Origin of the sequence: Kitasatospora sp. GP30 (genome assembly GCF_029892145.1) — a bacterium.
Taxonomy (GTDB): Bacteria; Actinomycetota; Actinomycetes; order Streptomycetales; family Streptomycetaceae; genus Kitasatospora; species Kitasatospora acidiphila.
This window is the reverse complement of record NZ_JARZAH010000001.1, coordinates 161,941-180,384: the sequence shown is the minus strand read 5'-3', so window position 1 is coordinate 180,384 and position 18,444 is coordinate 161,941. Positions and strand designations below refer to the sequence as shown.

At 70.8% G+C, this 18,444-nt stretch carries 17 protein-coding genes; 8 read left to right on the top strand and 9 right to left on the bottom strand.

What is annotated here, in order from left to right; genetic code table 11:
• The first annotated feature begins 38 nt into the window (after positions 1-38).
• Positions 39-1,079, top strand: a complete 1,041-nt coding sequence (locus tag P3T35_RS00860) for a YafY family protein (protein ID WP_101380904.1) — start codon at positions 39-41, stop codon at positions 1,077-1,079.
• A 17-nt stretch (positions 1,080-1,096) separates the two neighbouring features.
• Here the strand turns inward: P3T35_RS00860 and P3T35_RS00855 are convergent, their stop codons facing one another.
• The gene (locus P3T35_RS00855; protein ID WP_280703955.1) at positions 1,097-1,597 is read right to left on the bottom strand and encodes a carboxymuconolactone decarboxylase family protein; all 501 of its coding nucleotides are present in this window, start codon (positions 1,595-1,597) and stop codon (positions 1,097-1,099) included.
• Positions 1,598-1,644: 47 nt separating this feature from the next.
• Between P3T35_RS00855 and P3T35_RS00850 the strand changes: the two genes are divergently transcribed.
• Entirely contained in the window at positions 1,645-3,078 is a 1,434-nt protein-coding gene (locus P3T35_RS00850; RefSeq protein ID WP_101380902.1) for a PLP-dependent aminotransferase family protein, read from the top strand.
• 8 nt (positions 3,079-3,086) lie between these two features.
• Here P3T35_RS00850 and P3T35_RS00845 read toward each other — a convergent pair whose 3' ends face one another.
• Positions 3,087-3,563: a hypothetical protein gene (locus tag P3T35_RS00845; RefSeq protein ID WP_101380901.1), complete on the bottom strand. Its 477-nt coding sequence runs from the start codon at positions 3,561-3,563 to the stop codon at positions 3,087-3,089.
• A gap of 144 nt (positions 3,564-3,707) precedes the next feature.
• Positions 3,708-4,223 (bottom strand): MarR family transcriptional regulator, encoded by a 516-nt coding sequence (locus P3T35_RS00840; RefSeq protein WP_101380900.1) that lies wholly within the window; start codon positions 4,221-4,223, stop codon positions 3,708-3,710.
• A 184-nt stretch (positions 4,224-4,407) separates the two neighbouring features.
• Here P3T35_RS00840 and P3T35_RS00835 point away from each other — a divergent pair, with 184 nt between their 5' ends.
• A complete protein-coding gene (locus P3T35_RS00835; protein WP_280703954.1) occupies positions 4,408-5,502 on the top strand; it encodes an EamA family transporter in 1,095 nt (364 codons plus the stop codon).
• A 169-nt stretch (positions 5,503-5,671) separates the two neighbouring features.
• On the opposite strand, the gene P3T35_RS00830 is transcribed toward P3T35_RS00835, so the two are convergent.
• Entirely contained in the window at positions 5,672-6,628 is a 957-nt protein-coding gene (locus tag P3T35_RS00830; protein ID WP_101380899.1) for a helix-turn-helix domain-containing protein, read from the bottom strand.
• Positions 6,629-6,847: 219 nt separating this feature from the next.
• Here P3T35_RS00830 and P3T35_RS00825 point away from each other — a divergent pair, with 219 nt between their 5' ends.
• Positions 6,848-7,780, top strand: coding sequence for an NADP-dependent oxidoreductase (locus P3T35_RS00825; protein WP_101380898.1), 933 nt, complete (start codon positions 6,848-6,850; stop codon positions 7,778-7,780).
• A 61-nt stretch (positions 7,781-7,841) separates the two neighbouring features.
• Here P3T35_RS00825 and P3T35_RS00820 read toward each other — a convergent pair whose 3' ends face one another.
• Positions 7,842-8,486, bottom strand: coding sequence for a response regulator transcription factor (locus P3T35_RS00820; RefSeq protein ID WP_101380897.1), 645 nt, complete (start codon positions 8,484-8,486; stop codon positions 7,842-7,844).
• Positions 8,450-9,898, bottom strand: coding sequence for a sensor histidine kinase (locus P3T35_RS00815; protein WP_218976689.1), 1,449 nt, complete (start codon positions 9,896-9,898; stop codon positions 8,450-8,452). The genes P3T35_RS00820 and P3T35_RS00815 overlap by 37 nt, the downstream gene beginning before the upstream one ends.
• Before the next feature lie 332 nt (positions 9,899-10,230).
• Here P3T35_RS00815 and P3T35_RS00810 point away from each other — a divergent pair, with 332 nt between their 5' ends.
• Together P3T35_RS00810 and P3T35_RS00805 are read left to right on the top strand one after the other, a co-directional pair.
• Positions 10,231-10,920, top strand: coding sequence for an ABC transporter ATP-binding protein (locus P3T35_RS00810; protein ID WP_101380896.1), 690 nt, complete (start codon positions 10,231-10,233; stop codon positions 10,918-10,920).
• The gene (locus P3T35_RS00805) at positions 10,917-13,295 is read left to right on the top strand and encodes an FtsX-like permease family protein (protein ID WP_280703953.1); all 2,379 of its coding nucleotides are present in this window, start codon (positions 10,917-10,919) and stop codon (positions 13,293-13,295) included. Before P3T35_RS00810 ends, P3T35_RS00805 begins: the two co-directional genes overlap by 4 nt.
• Positions 13,296-13,364: 69 nt before the next feature.
• Here the strand turns inward: P3T35_RS00805 and P3T35_RS00800 are convergent, their stop codons facing one another.
• Positions 13,365-14,204 (bottom strand): DMT family transporter, encoded by an 840-nt coding sequence (locus P3T35_RS00800; protein WP_101380895.1) that lies wholly within the window; start codon positions 14,202-14,204, stop codon positions 13,365-13,367.
• 252 nt (positions 14,205-14,456) lie between these two features.
• A complete protein-coding gene (locus P3T35_RS00795; protein ID WP_101380894.1) occupies positions 14,457-15,704 on the bottom strand; it encodes an FAD-dependent monooxygenase in 1,248 nt (415 codons plus the stop codon).
• Positions 15,705-15,871: 167 nt separating this feature from the next.
• Between P3T35_RS00795 and P3T35_RS00790 the strand changes: the two genes are divergently transcribed.
• Together P3T35_RS00790 and P3T35_RS00785 are read left to right on the top strand one after the other, a co-directional pair.
• Positions 15,872-16,756 (top strand): class I SAM-dependent methyltransferase, encoded by an 885-nt coding sequence (locus P3T35_RS00790; protein ID WP_101380893.1) that lies wholly within the window; start codon positions 15,872-15,874, stop codon positions 16,754-16,756.
• 186 nt (positions 16,757-16,942) lie between these two features.
• Positions 16,943-17,800 carry an isocitrate lyase/phosphoenolpyruvate mutase family protein gene (locus tag P3T35_RS00785; RefSeq protein ID WP_101380892.1) on the top strand — a complete coding sequence of 286 codons (858 nt, stop codon included), beginning with the start codon at positions 16,943-16,945 and terminating at the stop codon, positions 17,798-17,800.
• 106 nt (positions 17,801-17,906) lie between these two features.
• Here the strand turns inward: P3T35_RS00785 and P3T35_RS00780 are convergent, their stop codons facing one another.
• On the bottom strand, positions 17,907-18,374 hold the full coding sequence (locus P3T35_RS00780) for an SRPBCC family protein (RefSeq protein ID WP_101380891.1): 468 nt from the start codon (positions 18,372-18,374) through the stop codon (positions 17,907-17,909).
• Positions 18,375-18,444 lie beyond the last annotated feature (70 nt).

The window sequence follows — 18,444 nt, the reverse complement described above, 5'->3', positions numbered from 1 at the left end:
CGTCCTTAATCGAGATGGTCGGGAGGAGAATCTCCGGCGTGGCGAACACCAGTACCCGAACCCTGAGACTGCTCTCCCTACTGCAGACCCACCGCTACTGGCCCGGCACCGACCTGGCCGAACGGCTGGGCGTCTCGGTGCGTACCCTGCGCCGGGACATCGACCGGCTGCGCGAACTCGGCTACCCGGTGGAGGCGCAGCGCGGCGTGGACGGCGGCTACCAGCTCGCCGCCGGCGCGGCGCTGCCACCACTGGTGATCGACGACGACGAGGCCGTCGCGCTCGCCGTCGGGCTCCAGGCCGCCGCGGAGGGAGCGGTGGCCGGCCTGGCCGAGTCCTCGGTGCGGGTGCTGGCCAAGGTGGTCCAGGTGATGCCCGCCCGACTGCGGCACCGGGTGGAGGCCCTGCGCACCATGACCGTGCCGACCGGCTGGGGCACCGCGGCCGGTCAGGCGGGCGTCGACCCCGGCGCGCTCACCGTGGTCGCGCTGGCCTGCCGCGATGACGAGCAGCTCCGCTTCGGCTACGCGGCCGCCGACGGCCGGCGCACCGAGCGGCACGTCGAACCCCACCGGCTGGTCTGCCTCGACCACCGCTGGTACCTGGTCGCCTATGACCTCGTCCGGCACGACTGGCGCAGCTTCCGGGTCGACCGGCTCACCGACCCGCAGGGCGCCGGCACCCGGTTCCGCCCCCGCGAGCTGCCCGCAGCCGACGCCGCCGAGTTCGTCCGCGCCAGCCGGCGCTTCTACGTCCAGCCCCACCGCGTCGAAGTGCTCGCCGATATGCCGGCCGCCACCGCCCAGCGACTGATCGGCCACTGGTGCACCATCGAGGACGTGGACGCCGGGCACTGCCGGATCCGGATGACCGCCGACAGCCTGGACTGGGCGTGCATGGCCCTCGGGGTCCTCGGCACCGACTTCCGCGTTCTGCACCCGCCCGCCCTGCTCCCCCACCTCCGGGACTGGGCCGACCGCTTCCACCGCGCGGCGCGGGAGGGGGTGGAGGGGGTAGAGGAAGCAGAAGGGTCGGACGGGCCGGAGGGGTCGGACGGGCTGGAGGGGTCGGACTCGTGACGGCTCACCCCCGCTCGTCACGCCCGCTCGTCGGTGCCCGCGAGCTTGGCGGTGGTGATGGCGATGCGGTTCCAGGTGTTGATGGCGAGGATCAGAGCGATCAGGTTGGCCAGGCGGGTCTCGTCGAAGTGCTCGGCGGCGCGGGCGTAGACGTCGTCCGGGACGCCGTCCGAGATCCGGGTGACGGCCTCGGCCAGGGCCAGGGCGGCCTGCTCGGCGGGGGTGAAGAAGTGGGCGGCGTCGCGCCAGACCGAGACCATGTGCAGGCGCTCCTCGCTCTCGCCCGCCTTGCGCGCGTCGGAGGTGTGCATGTGCAGGCAGTAGGAGCAGCCGTTGAGTTGGGAGCAGCGGATCAGGACCAGTTCGATCAGGGCCGGGTCCAGCCCCTCGCGGGCGGCGGCGTCAAAGCCGATCTGCGCCTTGAAGGCCTTGGGGGCGAGCTGGGCGAAGTTGATTCGAGGGGTACCGGTGTGGCTCGTGGTGTTCGTGGTGTCCATGGTGCTCGTCGTGTTCGTCATGGCTACGAAGCTACGGGGTTGATCGACCTCGCATAGGGTGCAATTCCATGAGTGAATCGTGGGTCAATTCGGGGCAGCGGATCGGCAGTGACCTTCATCTTGAGCCGGCCGCGACCGGCAGTCGGCGGGCTGCGCTGACCCGGGCGCTGCGGGACGCGGTGCGGGACGGGCGGCTGGCGCCGGGCAGTCGGCTGCCGCCGTACCGGTCGCTGGCGGCCGACCTCGGGCTGGCCCGCAACACGGTGGCCGAGGCCTATGCCGAGCTGGTGGCGGAGGGCTGGTTGACGGCACGCCAGGGGTCCGGCACCCGGGTCGCCGATCGGGTGGGAACGCCGGACGCCGTGCGGGTACCGCGACGGGTCACCGGTCGGGCACCCGTGCACGATCTGACCCAGGGCCAGCCGGACGCCGCCGCGTTCCCGCGCACCGCCTGGCTGGCCGCCACCCGGCGGGCTCTGGGCGCCGCGCCCAACGAGGCGTTCGGCCCGGGTGATCCGCGCGGCCGGATCGAGCTGCGCCGCGCACTGGCCGAGTATCTGGCCCGGGCCCGCGGGGTGCGCACGGAGCCGGAGCGGATCGTGGTGACCGCCGGGTTCGCCGCCGGGCTGCGGTTGCTGTTCACCGGCGGTGCGGTGCTGCGCGGGCCACTTGCGGTGGAGTCCTACGGCCTGCCGTTCCACCGCGAGCTGCTGACCACCGCCGGCGTGCCGACCCGGCCACTGCCAGTGGACGAACACGGCGCCGACACCGCCGTGTTGGGATCCCTGCGCGACGTCCGTGCGGTGTTGCTCACCCCGGCGCACCAGTTCCCCACCGGCGGACCGCTGCACCCGGAGCGCCGGGTGGCCGCCGTCGACTGGGCGCGGGCCCGGGGCACCGTGGTACTGGAGGACGACTACGACGGCGACTTCCGGTACGACCGCCAACCCGTGGGCGCACTACAGGGGTTGGACCCGGAACGGGTGATCTATCTGGGCTCGGTGAGCAAGAGCCTCTCCCCCGCGCTGCGGATCGGCTGGCTGGTGCTGCCGGCCCACCTGGTGGATCCGGTGCTGGCCGGGAAGGGTGAACGCGAGGGATTCACCAGCGTGGTCGACCAGTTGACCCTCGCCGCATTCCTGGACTCCGGCGCCTACGACCGCCACCTGCGCCGGATGCGGCAGCGCTATCGGCAGCGCCGCGACCAACTGGTGGCCGCCCTGGCCGCGCAGGCCCCGCACATCGCGGTCAGCGGGATCGCGGCCGGCCTGCACGCCGTGCTGCGCCTGCCGCCCGGCACCGAGCGGTCCGCCCTCAAGGCCGCCGCCTGGCAGGGGGTCGCACTCGACGGCCTGGCCCCGTTCCGCCACCCGGCCGCGGCCGGGCCGGCCCCCGACGGCCTGGTAGTCGGCTACGCCACCCCGCCCGACCACGCCTGGCGCGCCGCTCTGGACGCGCTCTGCCGGGTGCTGCCACCGGACTTGGCGGATCCGGCCTCCTGACGCTGTTCCTACGGCGTGGAACCCACGTACTGGCGGGCCACATTGACGAAGTCGCCGATCAACACCTGAGTCAGGTCGCGCCGTTCAGTCACGTCCTTCCGGTCGCGAGCCTTGTCGATCTTCCCGACCTGCCGGAACGCCTCGGCGGCGAGGTCCGCCAGCGGCCCGTCATCGGTGATCAACTGCACCTGGAACAGGGCATGCTGGGCCTGGGACCGGACTTCGAAGGAGCGCTGGCGCAGCCCCACCTCTTCCTCGGCGTCCGTGTCCTCGTGCACGCAGAACCAGTGGTGCAGCATGGCCTGCCGGAAGAGCACCAGCAGCCCGGCATACCCGCTGTACGCGTCCAACCGCTCGCGCCGCAACCGCTCCTGGCGGGCCTGGAGTTCGGCACGGCGCGTGGTGCGCTGCTGGAACACGTGGGTGGCGGTCGAGCCCAGCAGGGTGCCGAGGACCGCGATCAGGCTCGTCAGGATGGCGTTCACGGGTCCAAGTCGATCACAGGGCAGGAGCCGCCGACCAGGGGTCATGCGGCGCTCCCGCGTCAGCGGACGCTGCGGTTCAGTGGGCGCGACGAGTCAGCGAGTGTCTCGGTTCAGTGAGCGTGACGAGTCAGCGAGTGCGATGAGTCAGCGGGCGTCGAGCGCGGTGTCACCCCGGGCAGCCAGCAGCTTGCGCAGCAGGCCGTCGAGCTGCGTCTGCTCTTCGGGGCTGAGTGCCGCGACCAGCTCCCGTTCGTTGGCAATGTGCCCCTCCACGATCCGGTCGATCAGCTCCCGGCCGGCCGGCGTGAGCCTGATCAGCACGGCGCGCCGGTCGGTGGTGCTCTGCCGGCGCTCGACCAGGCCCTTGGCGGACAGCCGGTCCACCCGGTTGGTGATCGCACCCGAGGTGACCATGGCCGACTTGAGCAGCGCCCGGGCGTTCAGCTCGAACGGCTCGCCCGACCGGCGCAGCGTGGCCAGCACGTCGAACTCGGAGAAGTCCAGGCCGTGTTGGGCGAAGTACTCACGAAGCACCAGATCGGCATGACTCTGGAACCGGTTGAGTCGCCCGACCAGGGCCATGGACGTGGTGTCGAGCTCGGGGCGCTCCTTGGCCCACTGGTCGACGATGTCGTCAACGGCGTCGCGCTGCTGCTCCATGGCCTGCCTCCTGAGGTGTCCTGGCCCTTGCCTGCGGGACTCGTACCGGTGCTTGAGGGACTCGTACCCGGCCTTCATTATCTCAACGTTCAGAGACTTGACGAGACGAGCCCCGCGGCGTAGAAATATCTCAACGTTCAGATAGTCAACGCTGAGAGGCGGCAGGATCATGGGTGGGGAGCGCGTGAACGGACTGAACGGATCGGCCGGGCGGGGTGGCGGCTGGGTCGGTCGGGCCGGGATTGCCGCCGCGGCGGCGGTGGCGCCGGCGTCCTGGGGGACCACCTATCTGGTGACCACCCAGATGCTGCCCGAGGGCCGCCCGATGCTGGCGGCCGCGATCCGGGTGCTGCCGGCCGGTCTGCTGCTGCTGGCACTGGGCCGCAAGCTGCCCAAGGGCATCTGGTGGTGGCGGGCGATCGTGCTGGGGATGCTCAACATCGGGTTCTTCTCCCCCCTGATCTTCATCGGCGCCTACCACCTGCCCGGTGGCGTGGCGGCGACCATCGGGGCACTGCAGCCGCTGCTGGTCACCGGGTTCTCGATAGGCCTGCTCGGCGTGCGGCCCGGACTACGGCCGATCATGGCCGGTGTGATCGGCGCCGCAGGCGTCGCGTTGCTGGTCCTCAAGGCGGGGGCGAAGCTCGACACCACGGGCATCATCGCCATGGTCGCCGCGACCGTGCTGATGTCGGTGGGCACCGTGCTCACCCGGCGCTGGGGACGCCCTGAGGGGGTCACCCTGGTCGACATGACGGCGTGGCAGCTGACCGTCGGCGGCATCTTCCTGGCGCCGCTGGCCGCCTTCACCGAGGGCATGCCGCCGGCGCTGACCGGGCGCAACGTGATCGGCTTCGCCTACCTCGTCCTGATCGGCACCGCCCTGGCCTACTTCCTCTGGTTCCGCGGCATCCAGAAGCTGGGCGCCGGACCGGCCTCGTTCCTCGGCCTGATCAACCCGCTGGTGGCGACCGTGGGCGGGATCCTGGTGCTGAACCAGACCCTGACCGGCTGGCAGGTGCTCGGCCTGGTGCTCGCCCTCGGCGCGATGGTCGCCGGCCAGGGCAAGGCGGCCAAGCCGGCCACCGCGGCAGCCGAGCCCGGTACGGGCGACGACGCCGAGCAGGCCGCAGCCAATCCGGACAGCCCGGCGACGCTGACCTCCTCGACAACGCTGGCCGCATCGGCAACGCTCGCCGCATCGGCAACGCTCACCACCTCAGCCGCTACCGAGCCGACCGAGACCACCAAGCTGCCCCAGCTGGCGGCTGAGGCCTGATCAGCTGACCGTCCCGCCCCCAAGCGCCCCGGGCCCACTGACAACTCCCCTGGCCGGTGGGCCCGGGTGCACCACCGTCCGGCTTCGGCCCGGCCGGCCGCCATCGAGCGGACCGGCCGGGCCGTCGGTCTTCCTCGGCCACCAGGGAGCGGCGCAACCGGGCCCTCGATCATCCTCGGAAGGTGCGCCGGTACGCCCCCGGCGAGACGCCGATGGCCGCCCGTAGATGCTGGCGCAGTGTGACATCGCTTCCGAAGCCGGTTCGCTCGGCGATCCGACCGATCGTCAGATCGCTGCTCTCCAACAGATGGCGCGCCAGGTCGAGGCGCTGCTGGATGAGCCACTGGGCCGGACTGAGGCCGACCTCGGCCCGGAAGCGGCGCGTGAAGGTCCGTCGACTCATTCCGGCATGACGGGCGAGGTCGGCCAGTTGGAGCGGGTCGTGGAGCCGCTCCAACGCCCAGGCGCGGGTGGCGGCGGTACCGGCGTCGGCGTGCTCGGGGATGGGACGCTCCACGTACTGGGCCTGGCCGCCCTCGCGCTGCGGCTGGACCACGCAACGGCGGGCCACGTGATTGGCCACCGCGCTGCCGTGGTCCTGGCGGACCAGGTGGAGCAGCAGGTCGATGCCGGCCGCGGCGCCGGCGGACGTCAGCACCCGGCCGGTGTCCACGAAGAGCACATCGGGCGCCATGTCCACTTGGGGGTAGGCGTGTTGGAAGCGGGCGGCGTGATACCAGTGCGTGGTCGCGGTCTTGCCGTCCAGCAGACCGGCGGCGGCGAGCACGAAGGTGGCGATGCAGATGCCCACGATCCGGGTGTCGGAACGCAGCGCCGCCAGTGCCTCGGACACGCCGGGCGGCAGCGTGCTGCGGTCGACGAACTCGGTGAACGTCCGGGCCGCCGGGATCACCACGATGTCCGCCTCAGCCAGCGCGCTCGCATCGTGTTCGACGCTGATCGCGTAGTCGGCCGAGGTGCGGACCGGACGACCGTCGAGCGAACAGGTGATCACGGAGTACAGCGGGCGGCCGTCAGCATCGACAGCGGCCCCGAGGAACCGGGAGGCAAGGCTCAACTCGAACGGGATGACCTCCTCAAGGGCCAGGACCACCACTCGACGCATGGCCCGATTCTTGCACATGATGACCTCCGGGCCACTGTTTGCGCAGGTCAGCCCCACCGCATGCTGGCTCGCATGACAACCACCCCGGCTACGCCTGCTACACCTGCTGCGCCTGCCGCTTCCGCGGACGCCGCCCCGACCGGCGCCGCATCCGTCCCCACGCCCGCGCTTGCTTCTCTGGTCTTCCCGGGCGCCGAGGTCGATGCCGGCGCACCGCCCATGAACGCCATCTCGCAGGACGGCTACGGCGGCCCCGAGGTGCTGCGGCTGGTCCAGCTCGAGCGTCCGCAGCCCGGCCCCTCCGAGGTGCTGGTACGGGTGCACGCCGCCGGGATGAACCCCACCGACTGGAAGCACCGCCGCTTCCCCGGCATGGTCAACCAGCTTCCCCTGGTGCTTGGTTGGGATGTCTCCGGCACGGTCGAGGCGGTCGGCCTCGGAGTGACCATCCACCAGGTCGGCGATGAGGTCTTCGGCATGCTGCCCTACCCGCACGGCCACGGCTCGTTCGCCGAGTACGTGGTGGCTCCCGCCCGGGCCCTGGTGCGCAAGCCGACCGGGATCGACCATGTGCAGGCGGGCGCCGTTCCGCTGGCCGCCCTCACCGCTTGGCAGGCTCTGGTGGACACCACCGACGTGCAGCCGGGCCAGCGGGTCCTGGTGCACGCCGCGGCGGGTGGCGTGGGGCACCTGGCCGTACAGATCGCCAAGGCCCGCGGGGCCGTGGTCATCGGTACGGCGAGTGCGCCCAAGCACGGCCTGCTGCGCGCACTCGGCGCCGACGAGCTCATCGACTACCGCACCGAGGACTTCACCCGGATCGAGCCGGTGGACGTGGTCCTCGACACGGTGGGCGGCGAGGTCGCCGAGCGCTCACTTCGAGTCCTCAAGCGCGGCGGGCAGTTGGTCTCCATCGCCCTGAGCTCCTGGGTCGCCGACCTGACGGGGCAGGCCGCCGCACTGGGTGTGCGGGTGACCCCGCTCCTGGTCGAGGCCGACCAGGCGGGCATGCTCGAGATCCGGGACCTGATCGAATCGGGCCGGCTGCGCCCGGTTGTCGAGGCGGTCTTCCCGCTGACCGACGCACCCAAGGGGCACGCCCTCGGCGACACCGGCCGGGTGACGGGCAAGGTGGTGCTGACGGTGCGGTGACGGGGCAGGCGCGGGGGCGCCCCGGCGGGGCACCCCGGTGCGCCGGTGTCCCTTGCCGGCCTCACCCGTTGAGGTAGGCCAGCACCGCGAGCACTCTGCGGTTGTCGTCGTCGGAGGGCTGCAGGGCGAGCCTGAGGAAGATGGACGCCGTGTGCTTGGCCACCGCGCGTTCGGTGATCACCAGGCGCTGGGCGATCGCCGCGTTGGAGCGCCCCTCCGCCATCAGCCCGAGCACCTCGCGCTCTCGCGGACTGAGCGCGGCGATCGCGCTGTTGCCGGCGTTGTGGGTCAGCAGCCGGGAGATCACCTCGGGATCCATCACCGTGCCGCCATCCGCCACCCGCCGCACCGCGTCGACGAACTGGACGCTGTCCATCACCCGGTCCTTCAGCAGATAGCCGATGCCGCCGTCCGTATCAGCCAGGAGTTCACGGGCGTACAGCTGCTCGACATACTGGGAGAGGACCAGGACCGGTAGCCCGGGCACCACCCGCCGAGCCTCCAGGACGGCCCGCAGTCCCTCGTCGGTGAAGGTGGGCGGGAGCCGCACATCCACCAGCACGACGTCCGGCGAGTTGGCGGTTACCGCGGTCAGCAGCTCCGCTCCGGTCTCCACGGCGGCCACGACCTCCATGCCGTGCGCCTGGAGCAGCCTGGTCAGACCGTCTCTCAGGAGGAAGAGGTCTTCGGCGATGACAACCCGCATGGGATCTCCAGTGTCGCAATGGTCGGGCCACCTGACGGACTGCTGATGGCGAGCACGCCGTCAAAGGCTGCCAGCCGCCGTTCGACACCGCGCAGACCGGTGCCCAGCGCCGGATCCGCCCCGCCTCTGCCGTCGTCGGTCACGGTGACCCGCAGCATCCCGTCAGTATGGCCGACCTCGATCCAGACCTGGCTCGCGGCGGCGTGTTTGGTGGCGTTGGCCAGCAGCTCGCTGACCGCGAAGTAGGCGGCCGACTCCACCGGGGCCGGCGGTCGCTCCGTCAGATCACCGGTGAAGTGCACCCGTAGCGGCAAGTCCAGCGCCAGCGCGTGCACCGCATCCGCCAGTCCCCGGTCCGCCAGGACCGGTGGGTGTATGCCACGCACCAGGGCACGCAGCTCAGTCAGAGCCTTGACCGAGGAATCCTTCGCCTCGGTCAGCAGCGACCGCGCCGCATCAGGGCTGCTCTCGAAGAGTTGCTCCGCCGCGTTCAACGTCATGCCCAGTGCGATCAGCCGGGCCTGGGCGCCGTCGTGCAGGTCGCGCTCGATACGACGCATCTCGGCGGCACCGCTGTCGATCGTGTCTGCCCTGGTCTGGGCCAAGTGGTCGACGCGCTGGGCCAGTTCGAACTGCTTGCTCGGTCCCAGGACCACCGCCGTCAGCGACCCGTAGCCCCGCAACAGGCGCCAGCCGAACCGAAACCGTGCCGCCACGCCCAGCAGGATCGGCAGGACAAGCAGCCCAGGCTGGAAATCAAGGACGTGCCACCGCAGGCCGAAGGCCACCAAGCGGCTCGCAGCGGCCAGCAGCACCGCACCGACGCCGGCGTTGAGTGCCACCCACAGCACGTCCCGCCAGGTCGCCGGGTCGGTCAGCAGCCACTCGGCCCGTGCCGCAACGCGCCGCGCATAGCCGACTGCCGCGCCGGGCGCGGGCGCCAGCCGGTAGGGCGAGGCTATGGGCACCCCCGTGCAGGCCCCGAACATCCGCCTGGCACGCTCGGCTATCCAACGCGAACCGACGACCGCGTTGAGCGCCAGGGGGAGCGCCAACCACACCGCACCGTGGTCGGCCCCGGGCGGGCGCCTGTCATAGAGCACGACCGCGGCAAGCGCCGTGGCCGAGGGGAAGACCAACACGGCCCCCGAGGCCCAGATCCGCCGCCCAACCGCCCAACGCAGCCCCACCAGGGCACAGGGCACCAGCGAGAAGACCGTGAGCGCCCAGAGCCCTAGATAGTCGGACCCCGGATCACGATAGATGAACCGGTTCGCGAGCAGCAGGGCGACGGGCGCCGCCAGGGTTGTCAGGCCCAGCAGCGCGAGCCCGAGGAGCGCCGCCCCGCCGGCCAGAGCACGAACGCTCTCGCTCGACCAGGCGTGCTGCCCGTCGACTGCATCATTCCGCATGCCGTTCACGGTTACGCTCCTCGGACTCCGGATGGAAGATTCACATCAAGTCTGGCGTCCAGCACCAGCTCGACGCAGGGGGCGTGGACCCCCAAAACCAGGTGTATCTAGATACACCTCCAGGACACCGTCCAGACCCATGTCGACGCATGCGGTGTGCCTCGTAGCGTTGTTGTCGAACTCATCGAAGCCAATGCGGCGTCAGATCGACTTCGAAACTCACATCGTCATTCCCGTCGCGCCGGCACTCCTCTGCAGTGCCTACGAACTGACGTTCACTCAGTCCCTCGCTCAACAATCCCCGTCATTCATTCGGCTTTCCGGAGGCTCCGTTGTCCACGCCGATCATTCAGATCCACGAAGTGAGCAAGACCTACGGTGAAGGGCGCCCGGCACTCGCCGAGTTGACCCTGGAGGTTCGCGCCGGTGAGGCACTGGCGGTGCTCGGGCGCTCGGGCAGCGGCAAGTCGACGCTGCTGAATCTGATCGCCGGCCTCGACAAGCCGAGCGAGGGCACGGTCCGGGTCGCCGGCATGCGCATCGATCAGCTCGGCGAGGCCGCCCTGGCGAAGTACCGCCGGGACCGGATCGGCATGGTCTTCCAGTTCTTCAACCTGCTGGACGACATGACGGTCCACGACAATGTGGTGCTGCCCGCACAGTTGGCCGGAATGCCGGCAGCGAAGGCCGCCGCCCGGGCAGCCGAGTTACTGGAGCAGTTGGGCATCGATCAGCACGCCAAGGCCTTCCCCGGCCGCCTGTCCGGAGGGCAGCGCCAGCGGGTCGCGGTGGCCAGGGCGCTGATGAACCGCCCCCAGCTGCTGCTTGCCGACGAGCCCACGGGAGCGTTGGACAGCGCCTCGGCCGCGGATGTGCGGGCTCTGCTGGCCCAGCTCAACGCCAGTGGCCAGACGCTCGTCCTGGTCACTCATGACACCTCGCTCGCCGCCTCCTGCGCGACCAGGACGATCGAGCTGCTCGACGGCCGGATCGAGCGCGACGTCCAGGCGGTTGCCCGATGAGCGCGCTGACGAAGGTGATCCGCTCCGGGGTCGGCCGCCGCCGGCTCCAGAGCCTGGTGATCACCTTGACCACGATGATGGCCGTCACGGCGTCGCTGCTCGCGGCCGGCTTGCTCACCGCCTCCCAGGCCCCGTTCGACCAGGCCTTCGCCGGCCAGCGCGGCGCTCACCTCACCGTGCGGTATGACGGCTCGATGGTGACCGGCAGCCAACTCGCCACCACCACGCGCCTCTCCGGGGTGACCGCGGCCGCCGGCCCCTATCCCGCGCTGGTACTGCGCCCACGCTTCGGGGCCAACAAGTCCCAGATGCCGGTGGGCGCCCAGACTCCGCCCGCGGTGTTCGTGGGCCGCGCCGATCCTGGGGGGCCGGTCGACGACCTGACCATCACCTCCGGCACCTGGGCGAGCGCCCCAGGCCAGGTGGTGGTGAACGACGGCCAGATGGCGATTGCGGGCCTCGGTGACCAACTCAGCTTCTCGGACGCACCGGGCGCTCCGGTGCTGACGGTGGTCGGACTGGCCCGCTCGGTCGGCAGCAGTGCGGACGCCTGGGTCTCCCCCGCCCAGCTGACGGCCCTGGCCAACCCCGGCACCGTGCCCGACCAGCAGATGCTGTACCGCTTCACCAGCGCCGCGACCGATCAGCAGGTGGCCGCCGACCGGGACGAGCTCACCGCCTCCGTGCCCGCAGGCTCGCTCACCAGCGCGGACTCCTACCTGACGATCAAGCTGGCGGCGGACAAGACCTCGGCGACCTTCGTGCCCTTCCTGGTCAGCTTCGGTGTCCTGGGCCTCTGCATGTCGGTTCTGATCATCGGCGTGGTGGTCAGCGGGGCAGTCAGCTCGGCAAGCCGACGGATCGGCATCCTCAAGGCGGTGGGCTTCACTCCGGGACAGGTCGTGCGGGCATACGTGGGGTTGGCCCTGGCCCCATCGGTGGTCGGCACCGTACTGGGCCTGATCCTCGGCAACCTGGCAGCCATCCCGATCCTCAACCGTGCCGACGAGGCACAGGTGGTCGGCAGCACCACGATCGCACCCTGGCTGGACATCGCCGTGGCGCTCGCCGCACTGGCCGCCGTCGCCAGTGCCGCCCTGCTGCCCGCCGTGCGAGCTGGCCGCCTGCGCACCACGCAAGCGCTCACCGTGGGCCGCACCCCGAGCAACGGGCGCGGTCGGACGGCCCGCCAAGTGCTCGGCCGGCTGCCACTGCCTCGGCCGGCGATCCTGGGCCTGGCCGGCCCATTCGCCAGGCCCGGCCGCTCCGCGACCATGGTTGCCGCAGTGGTCCTGGGCGCGATCGGGGTCACCTTCGGCGCAGGGCTGACCATCTCCCTCAATGCCGTCCAGGACGGGATGAACCGGAAGTCGCCCGGTGCCGTGCAGGTCGACCCTGTCCCACCGCCCGCCATCACCATGCCTGGTATGACGCACAAGCCGGACATCGCCAACGTGCCAGCTATCGAGGCGTTGATCACCGCCCAACCCGGCACCCGACGGATCTTCAGCTACGGCCATACCAGCGTGAGCGTGGTCGGCCGAGCCGGCGAGACCAGCGTGCTCGCCTACCAGGGCGACTACTCCTGGGGGGCCTACCAGATGGTGTCCGGCCGTTGGTTCCGCGGTCCCGGTGAAGCAGTGGTCCCGTCGGGCTTCCTGACCGCGACCGGCACCCATGTCGGCGACACCCTAACCCTGGCCAACGACAACCATCGTGCCCAGGTGCGGATCGTCGGCGAGGCCTTCAGCGTGCAGGAGTCAGGCATGGTCATCCTGACCGATGAGGCCTCGCTCAACGGCCTGAACGCCAAAGTCCTGCCCGAGAGCATCGAGATTGACATCGACCTGACCCCGGGGACGAACCAGCAGGCGTACCTGGGCTCCCTGGGCGAGGCCCTGACTCCCTACGGGGTCCCGCCGGTGCCGGGTTCCACCGGATTGAACAGCATGGTCGTCTCCATGGACGCACTGGCCCTGATGCTCACCCTGATGCTCGTCGCGGTGGCCGGGCTCGGTGTCCTCAACACCGTGGTACTCGACACTCGCGAACGCGTGCAGGACCTGGGCGTGTTCAAGGCCCTGGGCATGTCACCGCGGCAGACCGTCGCCATGGTGCTCTGGTCGGTCTCCGGCATCGGACTGGTCGCCGGCCTGATCGGTGTACCGATAGGCATCGCGCTGCACGACTACGTGGTTCCCGCCATGGGCACCGCCGCCGGTACCCGGATGCCGCACGCCGACATCGCGGTCTACCAACCGGCCGTGCTGGTGCCGCTCCTTCTGGGCGGCCTGGTGATCGCCGTCGTGGGCGCTCTGCTCCCCGCCGGGTGGGCGGCCCGCACCAGCACAGCGGGAGCCCTGCGGGCCGAGTAGCCGAGCACCCACCCGCGCCAATAGCCCGACGCCACATCAACTAGGCACATCGCTGCAACAGTTCACCAGTCAGATCGCGAAGTAGCTCAGACAGCAGGCACCCATGGCTATCGCCGCGCAGGCTCCGAGTCGCGCGGCGGTCAGCTTCTCCCCCATGAACCGCCACCCGATCAGCGTCGCGAACACCACGCTGGTCTCGCGTAGCGCCGAGACCGGCCCCAGCGGACTGAGTCGGTATGCCCACACCACCATGGCGTAGGTGGCCAGTTGGCCAGCGCCGGCCAGCGCCGCCACCCGCACCTCGGGTCCCCTGCCCCGCACCACCAACCGCCCCCGGGCCGCCACATAGACCACCGGCACCAGCGCGCCGTACACCACGAAGATCCACGCCGCATAGGAGATCGAGTTGCCCGTCAGCCGCACACCCACCCCGTCGAGCACCGTGTAGGTGGCGATGATGGCGCCGGTGGCCAGCGCCAGCATCAGCGTCTTCGCCCCGCCGCTCTGCCGGCCGAGCACCATCGCCATGATCCCGAACGACACCAGACCGATCCCCAGCAAAGAGGGCAACCCCGGGCGCTCCCCGGCGAAGAGCGCCGCCCCCAGGCTGACCAGCAGCGGCACGCTGCCCCGGATCACCGGATACACCGAGCCGAGGTCCGCCACCCGGTAGCAGAGCAGCAGAAAGAGGGTGTACACCACCTGCATCGCCGCCGAGACCGTCAGATACGGCCAGGCGGCCGCCGGCGGCAACGGCATGGCGATCACGAGCGGCAGGCCGATCGCGGTCGAGACGAAGCTCATCACCGTGACCAGCCAGAGCCGGTCGGCCTGCGTCCGTAGCAGCGCGTTCCAGGTCGCGTGCAGCACCGCCGCACAGAGCACCAATCCCGCCACGCCAAGCGACATCGTCAGCTTCCAGTCCGGTAACCGGGCTGCAGCGCAGCACCGTTGACGGCTCCTCGGATGAGCCCCACCTCGCCGGACCCTACGTGACCGAACACCAGTCAGTCGAGAGTTGGCTAGACAACTCCATAGTCTTCGGCGCACCGTAACCCAACGATCGCCCGCCATTGCCAAACGGTTCCCCCGGCCCCACCACCCCTCAGACCACTCCCGGGCCCCCGCACCACTCACGCCGCTTCCCGGGCCCCGCACCACTCAGACCGCGCCGCGCGCAGCCCTCGGCGCCAGCGAGGCCCGGCCGTTCAGCCTCTCCACCTCGGCGCCAGTCGCCCGGCGGTAGTCGTCCGTCACCGTGCTGAGGGCACCATCGGCACTGAGCATGACCCGGTTGGCCTCGACCACGGCAGCAGTGGCCGCAGCCCGCTCCAGCTCATACGCGGTCAACGCACCGCGAACATCAGCCAGTTGACCAGCCGCAGATTCCCCCACGCCTGCCAGGCGGTAAGCCAGCACCCGAGCATCGACGATCGCCTGCGAAGCGCCGTTCGCCCCGACCGGGTACATCGGATGGGCCGCGTCGCCGAGCAACGTGACCCGGTCGGCGCCCCAGGAAGGCAGCGGGTCGCGGTCGACCATCGGGAACCGCAGGATCGGCCCCCCGCCGCCGATCAGCGCGGCCAGGTCGAGCCAGTGGTCCCGCCAGCCGTCGAACTGGTCCAAGCGGTCGAGCAGTTCGGCCGGATCGGCGGGACTGTTCCAGTCGGCCTCACCGGCCAGCGGCCCCGGCTCTGCGACCGGCACTTGGAAGACCCAGTTGACCAAGGCGCGGCCTCGCTCGGCGGCCCGCTGGGAGATCGGGTAGGCGAGGAAAGTCAGGCCCCCGGCACCCTGCGCGATCACCGCCGAACGACCCGTCAGAAATGGTGCGGCCTCAGCCGTCCCCCGGTACATCCGCACCCCGGACCAGAGCAGCGGCCCCTCGCCCGGGTGCAGCCGGGCGCGCACCGCCGAGTGCAGCCCGTCAGCCCCGACCAGCAGGTCAGCGGTCAACTCGGAGCGCGCACCGGAGGCTCGATCCACCAGCTGGACGCGCACGGCATCGGACTCGACGCTGAAGTCGACCACCTTGGTGCCGGTTCGCACCGCCGCCTGACCCAGCCGCTCCCGCACCGCCTCCAGCAGCAGGAGCTGCAACTCGCCGCGATGGATCGAGTACTGCGGCCAGTGGTACCCGGCAGCCGCACCGCGCGGTTCGCGGAACAGTATGCTGCCGCGCTCGTCGGTGTAGACGTGCTCAGCGGTGGCGATGCCGGTGGCTGCCAGCGCCGCCCCGAGCCCCAGCTCAATCAACTCCCGTACCGCGTGCGGCTGCAGGTTGATTCCGACGCCGAGCGGGCGGATCTCGCGCACGCTCTCCAGCACGGTCACCTCGATCCCTGCCTCCGCCAGGCTCAGCGCCGCGGTCAGTCCACCGATCCCCGCTCCCGCGATCAGCACCTTCATCAGGTTCCACCCTCTCCGCTTGCTCGGTCCGGCTCTCACCTCCCAGCCTGCGGGCCTGTGCGCCATACGTCCAAGAGCTGGTCTGTCTGGCTATCAGAAGCACTGCATATGGCACCACGAACTAAATTCGGGGCGATCATGCCCCCTGGCTGGCATGCTCCGATGCCATGAGCGGTGGAAACGAGCGAGCCTCCGACGAGCAAGCCAACACCGAGCGGGCCTCCAGCGAGCGGAGCTTCGACACGCGGAGCTCCAACGAACGGAGCTCCAACGAACGGAGCTTCGACGAACGGAGCTTCGACGAACTGGTCGCCGAGGCCGAGCAGGTATCGGTCGAGGGCTGGGACTTCTCCTGGCTGCACGGGCGCGCCACCGAGCAGCGTCCATCCTGGGGCTATCAGCGGCTCCTGGGTGAGCGGATGGCGCGGGTCAACGCGGCGCTGGACCTGCAGACGGGCGGCGGCGAGGTGCTGGCCGGCCTGCCTGCGCTGGCCCCACTCACGGTGGTCACCGAGAGCTGGCCGCCGAACGTGGCCAAGGCGACCGCGCTGCTCCACCCCCTCGGCGTCGCAGTAGTGGTGGACGCGGACGAGCCGCCGCTGCCCTTCGGCGACAACGCCTTCGACCTGGTGAGCAGCCGGCATCCCGTGACGACCTGGTGGGCGGAGATCGCCCGGGTACTGCGCCCGGGTGGCAGCTACTTCTCCCAACAGGTGGGCCCGGCCAGCGTCTTCGAGCTGGTCGAGTACTTCCTCGGTCCGCTGCCCGCCGAGGTCAAGCAGGCCCGGGACCCCGAGCAGGCCCGACGGAAGGCCGAGGTGGTCGGCCTGGAGGTGGTCGACGTGCGGTTCGAGAAGCTGCGCACCGAGTTCCTGGACATCGGTGCGGTGATCTACTTCCTGCGCAAGGTGATCTGGATGGTCCCGGGCTTCACCGTCGACCAATACCGGGACCGGCTGCGCGAGTTGGACCAGCACCTCCGCCAGGCCGGTCCGTTCGTCGCCACCACCACCCGCTTCCTGATCGAGGCTCGCAAGCCGCCAGGCAACTGACCCACAAGCCACTGACCCACCGGCAACCGACTCACAAGCCACTGACCCGCAAGCAACTCACCCGCGAGGAACCGCGCCGCAGCACCGCCGACCAACTGGCCCACTCGCCCACCAATCCGTTGGCCCACCATCCAACTGGCGCCGATTCACGCGACAACCACCAGGCGTGCCTGCTGAACTGACGCCATGACGATCAGCGAATCCCTTCGGACGCAGCACGACAAGGCGCTCGCCTTCCACGCCATGCACCGCGCGGATCGGCCACTTGCGCTGGCCAACGCCTGGGACGCGGCGACCGCCCGGATCGTGGCCGCATCCGGTGCCCCGGCGATCGCCACCACCAGCGCCGGCGTCGCCTGGGCGCTCGGGGCCCAGGACGGCGGCACGTTGGGCAGCTCGCTCGCCGTGGAGCTGACCGCCCGGGTGGTCGCCGCCGTCGACCTGCCGGTGACGGCCGACATCGAGAACGGGTTCGCCGACAGCGCGGCGGGGGTCGGGGAGACCGTCGCCGCCCTGCTGGCGGCCGGCGCCGTCGGCGTCAACCTGGAGGACGGCACCAGGTCCACGGCCGGCGGCAGCCCGCTGCTCCCCGTGGACGAGCAGGCCGAACGCCTGGCCGCGGCCCGGACGGCGGCCGATGACGCCGGCATCCCGCTCTATCTGAACGCCCGGATCGACACCTACCTCCGGGGCATCGGCGCGGACGCGGCAGCCCGCCGCCAGGAGACCCTGGACCGCGCCGCCGCCTATGTCGCGGCCGGGGCCAGCGGCGTCTTCGTTCCCGGGGTGACCGACCTGGCCGAGCTGAGCGAGCTGCTCAAGGGCGTGTGGGTGCCGCTGAACGTGCTGGTCGGTGCCGGTGCGCCGACGGTCGCGGAGCTGGGCAGGATCGGGGTGGCCCGGGTCAGCCTCGGTGCCGCGGTGGCCGAGAGCGCCTACGCGGTGGTCCGCCGCGCGGCTCAGGAGCTCTACACGCAGGGCAGCTACGACGCGGTGGCCGACGCGATCCCGTACCCGGAGCTGAACGCCCTGCTCGGCGGCTGACGCACCCCGCCGATCGCCACCACCTGGCCGCTACCTCAGTGCCGTCGCCTCAGGCCTGCCGCCTCAGATCTGCCGCCTCAGTTCCGCCGTCTCGGTTGTCGGCGCCTCAGTTGCCGCTGCCGTACCGCAACGACCCTGGGGTAGTGAGCAGTTCACCGGTCTCCAGCCAGGTCTTCAGGCCCGAGAGGATCATCGGCCAGCCGCCGTAGAGCTCGTCGTTCGCACCCTCCAGCAGGTGGTCGTGGACGACCAGCAAGCGGCAGGAGTCATCGCCGACCGGCTCGATCTCCCAGGTGACCCGGGAGATGCCCTCGCGCTTCACCTCGTCGCTCCACAGCGCCTGCATGCTCTGCGCCAACCGGCGCGGTGGATCGACCTCCAGGATCTCGCCCTCCCCGAGCGGGACCGGGCTGCCATCGGGGGCGGTGGCGGTCATCTCATAGCGGGCACCGGGAGTGAAGTCCGAGCTGACCCGGGCGCCGAAGTTGTACTTGGCACGGATGTCGGGGTCGATGATCGCCTGCCAGAGGCGCTCGGGCGTGGCGCGGATGTAGATCTCGAAGACCTTCTCCATCGGACTCTCCAGTCGACTCTTCAGGTCGCTGAGCCCAGCCGCCCACCGGGGTGACCACCAGGCCCGCCTC